Origin of the sequence: Spirillospora sp. NPDC049652, from assembly GCF_040675125.1 — a bacterium.
Classification (GTDB): Bacteria; Actinomycetota; Actinomycetes; order Streptosporangiales; family Streptosporangiaceae; genus Spirillospora.
On sequence record NZ_JBFAOF010000974.1, the window covers coordinates 1 to 2591 of the forward strand.

Below are 2591 nucleotides of genomic sequence, written 5' to 3' on the forward strand. Positions count from 1 at the left end.
GGCGCCGCGCAGGCCGCGCAGATCCCGGACCGGCGCCCCGAAGCCGACGCGCAGGTCACCGTCCCCCGTGCGCAGCCACAGGCCGTGCCGGTCGAGCGCCAGCGGGCGGACCCCGCCGGGCTCCGCGCCGGGGACGAGCCGGGCCAGCTCGGCGCGGTGCGCGCCGTCCAGGTGCCCCAGCATGGACGCCTCGACCGCGACGAACGGGTCGGGCCGTCCGGCCTGGTACTCCTCGGGTTCGAGGTCGGCGGCGCCCCAGGCGTCCACGATCTCGATCTCGGCGAGGTCCATGGTCAGGACCGTCCAGTCGGAGTCCGCCGGGTCGTCCGCGGCGAGGTCGAGCAGTTCGGGGCGGGGGTGGAGGCGGGCGAGCAGGTCGGCGGCGGCGCGCCGGCCGTCCGGGGGGAGCTCGGAGACCCAGCCGTGCAGCCAGGCGCGGCCGCGGACCCGGTCGGCGAGCGGGACGGGCGCGACGTCGCTGATCCGCAGGGTGGCGGGCAGGTCGGTGAGACCGGTGAGGGCGACCGCGGTGGGCGAGCGCCGGGGAATGAGCAGCAGGGGCGCGCCGTTCTCGTCGGTGACGTGCGCGGGCACCGGGTCGTAGGGGATGCCGGGGGCGACCAGGACCGCCCCCGCGATGCCGTAGGCGGCCGTCCGCGCCCGTTCGGCGGCCGTGGGGCCGTCGTGCGCCGCGTCCCGGGGACGCGTGGTGTCCCGTGCGCCGGTACCCGCCTCGTGCATCTCGGCCTCCTTGACTATGTAGGTTAGGCTTACCTAAGTAAGCATGCCCTAAGTCAGGAGGTCAACCATGGACAACACCGGGCCGAAGGTCCGTCTGTCCCGCGCCCTCGGCCTGCCGCTCACGCCGAAGGCCGTGAAGTACTTTGAGGCGCGGCCCTACCCGCCCGGCATGCACGGGCGGGCCCGCAAGAACGAGTCCGACTACAAGATCCGCCTGCGCGAGAAGCAGCGGCTGCGCGCGCAGTACAACATCCGCGAGACCCAGCTCCGCAACGCCTTCGCCAAGGCCGCCAAGGTCAAGGGCGCCAAGACCGGCGAGGCCCTGATCGTCGACCTGGAGCGCCGGCTGGACGCGATGGTCCTGCGCGCCGGCTTCGCCCGGACGATCTACCAGGCCCGGCAGTTCGTGGTGCACCGGCACGTCCTGGTCAACGGACGCCGGGTGGACCGGCCGTCCTTCCAGGTGCGGCCCGGCGACGTGATCCAGATCGCCGAGCGCAGCCGCTCCATGGAGCCGTTCCAGGTCGCCGCCGCGGGCGCGCACGCCGAGAACGTCCCGCCCTACCTGGAGGTCGTGCCCGACGTGCTGACCGCGCGGCTGTCCCGGCTGCCCGAGCGCCGCGAGATCCCGGTCGTCTGCGACGAGCAGCTCGTCGTCGAGCACTACTCCCGCTGAGCCTCCGCGCCGGCGGCACCCCCACGCCGCCGGCTCCGCGGTCCCCCGGCCCTCCCGGACGCCGCCCTTCCGGGACGAGCGCCTCCCCTCTGGACAGGTGTCCGCCTCCATCGGTTAGAGTCAACCTAGCGATTGCTTGGCTCGCGCGCCGCCGCACCGGCCGCCCTCCCACCGCCCGATGGAGGCACCAGGACATGATCGAGTTCCAGCCCATGACCGCGAACATCGGCGCCGAGGTGAGCGGCGTCGACATCGGCAAGCCCCTGGACGAGGAGCAGGTCCAGACCCTGCGGGACGGCCTGCTGAAGCACATGGTGCTGTTCTTCCGGGAGCAGCACATCAGCGACGAGGAGCACGTCGCGTTCGCCAAGCAGTTCGGCACGGCGAACATGCCGCCCATGGACACCTCCGGCAGCCCCGTCCACATCCTGGACCAGACCGACCCCAAGGGCGAGGGCGGCGACCAGTGGCACAGCGACAACACCTTCATGAAGGTCCCGCCGATGGGGTCGCTGCTGCGCGCGGTGATGCTGCCCGAGGTCGGCGGGGACACCCTGTGGGCCAACATGTACATGGCCTACGACTCGCTCGCGCCCTGGCTCCGGCGGCTCTGCGACGACCTGTACGCCGAGCACGACCTGACCATGTCGGTCACCAAGGCCATCGACAAGGGCCACCGGATGGACCTGCGCGCCATGCAGGAGAAGAACCCGCCCGCCGTCCACCCGGTCGTGCGCGTCCACCCGGAGACCGGGCGCAAGGCCCTGTACGTGAACCGCTCGTCGGTCACGCGGCTCATCGGGCTGTCGCGGCGCGAGAACGAGGCGCTGCTGCCGCTGCTGTTCGACGCCGTCCGCGACCCGCAGTTCCAGGTCCGGCTGAAGTGGCGGGTCGGCACGCTGGCGTTCTGGGACAACCGCCCCACCCAGCACTACGCCGTCGCCGACTACACCCAGCGCCGCAAGATGCACCGCGTCACGATCAACTGCCCGGAGGCGATCGACGACGGCGTCCCGAAGGGCCCGGACGGCGTCACCGGCGCGGACGCGCCCGCCGAGAAGGCCGCCGCCCGCTACCTCTGACGCGTCCGCTCCGCCCGCCGTGCCCGCACGCCGTTCCGGGCGTCCGCACCGTCCGCCGGCCGTCCGCCCCGAGGGGTGGACGCAGGGCGGAC

3 protein-coding genes are annotated in these 2591 nt (G+C 73.2%); 2 read left to right on the forward strand and 1 reads right to left on the reverse strand.

What is annotated here, in order from left to right:
- Positions 1-741: DUF2470 domain-containing protein (locus AB0J52_RS35630; RefSeq protein ID WP_500187326.1), on the reverse strand; the 741-nt coding region annotated here is incomplete at its 3' end.
- A 67-nt stretch (positions 742-808) separates the two neighbouring features.
- On the opposite strand from AB0J52_RS35630, the gene rpsD reads away from it, so the two are divergent.
- Positions 809-1417 (forward strand): 30S ribosomal protein S4, encoded by a 609-nt coding sequence (rpsD, locus tag AB0J52_RS35635; RefSeq protein ID WP_500187327.1) that lies wholly within the window; start codon positions 809-811, stop codon positions 1415-1417.
- Positions 1418-1611: 194 nt separating this feature from the next.
- Positions 1612-2499: a TauD/TfdA dioxygenase family protein gene (locus tag AB0J52_RS35640; protein ID WP_500187328.1), complete on the forward strand. Its 888-nt coding sequence runs from the start codon at positions 1612-1614 to the stop codon at positions 2497-2499.
- The last annotated feature ends 92 nt before the right edge of the window (positions 2500-2591 follow it).

Excerpts from the sequence above, each read along its gene's own strand:
- rpsD (WP_500187327.1), top strand. The coding sequence starts at position 809 with ATGGACAACACCGGGCCGAAGGTCCGTCTGTCCCGCGCCCTCGGCCTG.
- AB0J52_RS35640 (WP_500187328.1), top strand. The coding sequence starts at position 1,612 with ATGATCGAGTTCCAGCCCATGACCGCGAACATCGGCGCCGAGGTGAGC.